The sequence below is a fragment of the Caballeronia terrestris genome (genome assembly GCF_001544515.1).
Taxonomy (GTDB): domain Bacteria; phylum Pseudomonadota; class Gammaproteobacteria; order Burkholderiales; family Burkholderiaceae; genus Caballeronia; species Caballeronia terrestris.
Window position 1 is genome coordinate 1 of sequence record NZ_FCOL02000339.1, and the last position, 1755, is coordinate 1755.

The window sequence follows — 1755 nt, forward strand, 5'->3', positions numbered from 1 at the left end:
ATCTCGCTTTCACTGAAAGCAGCTATTCCGAGACCGACTTCATCGCCGAGACTGCGCGGCGGACCGGCTGTGGCCTGCTCCTCGACATCAACAACGTCCATGTCGCGTCGATCAACCAAGAGTGGGACCCGTTCGCCTATATTGATACGTATCCGCTCGAAAGAGTCCAGCAGATCCATCTGGCCGGTCACGCGTGCGAGTCTGACGAAAAGGGCGGCCCGCTGTTGATCGATACGCACGATCGGCCCGTCGGCGACATCGTCTGGGATCTCTATGCCTACGTGCTCGACCGCATCGGCCCGGTTCCGACGCTGATCGAATGGGACGCGAACGTGCCGGGCTGGACGACGCTGAAGGCGCAGGCGGATCGAGCCGAGACAGTCATGCTCGCGCGTTCTCAGGCGGCACTCTCTGTTGCCTGAATGTCATCAATCGAGTGGAGGAGGGCAGCATGGCAAACCGCCGAATATTGGTCTACTACGCCTGGAGCCGGGCTGGCGAAGTCGGGGCACCGCTGGACATCATCGAGAACCGGTTTCCGACGCTCTTCGAGAGTCGCCGGCTGGGTTATCCCCGCTACGTGGATCTCTCCGATCCGTCCCAGTTCGATCAGAGCGTCGGGGGCTTCCTCGATCACATCATGAAACGCAACTTCGCCGATTTCGTGGAGCTCGCCGGTGCGCAGAGTGGCGCGCCGGTCGTTCAGGTCGAACGCGTCGACGATCACGGTCATCTCACCGCGCTCGATGCCGGGTTGCTGAAGAGCATCGACACACTCATCGTCATCAGCTTCGACTCGCTTCGAACCGACCAGACCGCGCACAGTACAGAAGTCGACGCCGTACGCCGATTCCTCGCGCAGCCGGATCATCTTGCCTTCGTGTGTCCGCATCACGATATCGGCGATGTCTCCGGTCTGCCGCAAGACGAATGGCTGCCGTTTCAACTGACGAGTTTTCAGCACCACGGGGACAAGTCGATACCACCGCAGCAGCGCTTCGGCGGATTCGCCCGCTCACTGCTGGCCGGTCTGGGCGTGCCCGTGCAAAACCGCTTCGGATTGCGGCCAGCTATTGAACCGGATGGGTCGCCCGCTGCGATCGTCGTCGAGCCGGCGTTGGACCGGCTGAACCTGCTTGATGGCGTTACGACGTTTAACCTGCATGCGCATTTGCCGCATCTCGAACGCCAGGGTGACGCCGTCGAGAAACTCGATGTGCTGGTCCGACAGAAGATCGACCTGACGGCCCCGCCACATCCCTTCACGCGCGAACGCGATACTTTCGACGCGCTGCTTCAATCGCGGAGCGGCACCTTCGCAGGCAGCCTGCTCGTGAGCGATGCGACGCTCTGGAGTTCGACGGCGGGCGGCGTCGACAGCCTGCGACAATTCTGGAGCAACGTCGTGCAGCGCCCGCGGACGGAACAGTGAAAGGACAGGGATGATGCTCGACATCGACGCGCGCCAGTCGGCATTCGCTATGGCGATTCTTCATCCGGAGTATCCGATACCTCCGGGTCTTACCGGCCCGGATGGTGAGCCCAGCGCTAGGCGTTTTGCGGTCTATCGGAACAACGTCGTAGCAGGCTTATGCGATGCATTGAAGGCGGCGTATCCAGCGACACGCCGCATCGTCGGTGATGAATTTTTCGCGGCGATGGCGCGGGCTTATGTCCTGCGTGAACCGCCGCGTTCGCCGGTGATGTTGAGGTATGGCGAAGGATTCGCCGATTTTGTCGGCGCGTTCGAGCCGG

3 protein-coding genes are annotated in these 1755 nt (G+C 61.6%); all 3 read left to right on the forward strand.

Annotation, left to right across the window (positions count from 1 at the left end):
• Positions 1-422: MbnB/TglH/ChrH family RiPP precursor modification enzyme (locus tag AWB67_RS37225; protein WP_125477861.1), on the forward strand; the 422-nt coding region annotated here is incomplete at its 5' end.
• 29 nt (positions 423-451) lie between these two features.
• Complete coding sequence (locus AWB67_RS37230) at positions 452-1432, forward strand: hypothetical protein (protein ID WP_087660790.1); 981 nt, start codon at positions 452-454, stop codon at positions 1430-1432.
• A gap of 10 nt (positions 1433-1442) precedes the next feature.
• The coding region (locus AWB67_RS37235; protein ID WP_143328493.1) for an HvfC/BufC N-terminal domain-containing protein at positions 1443-1755 on the forward strand (313 nt) is incomplete at its 3' end.

What these genes read in the sequence shown, in the direction of transcription:
- AWB67_RS37230 (WP_087660790.1), top strand. Translation starts at nt 452, where the DNA reads ATGGCAAACCGCCGAATATTGGTCTACTACGCCTGGAGCCGGGCTGGC.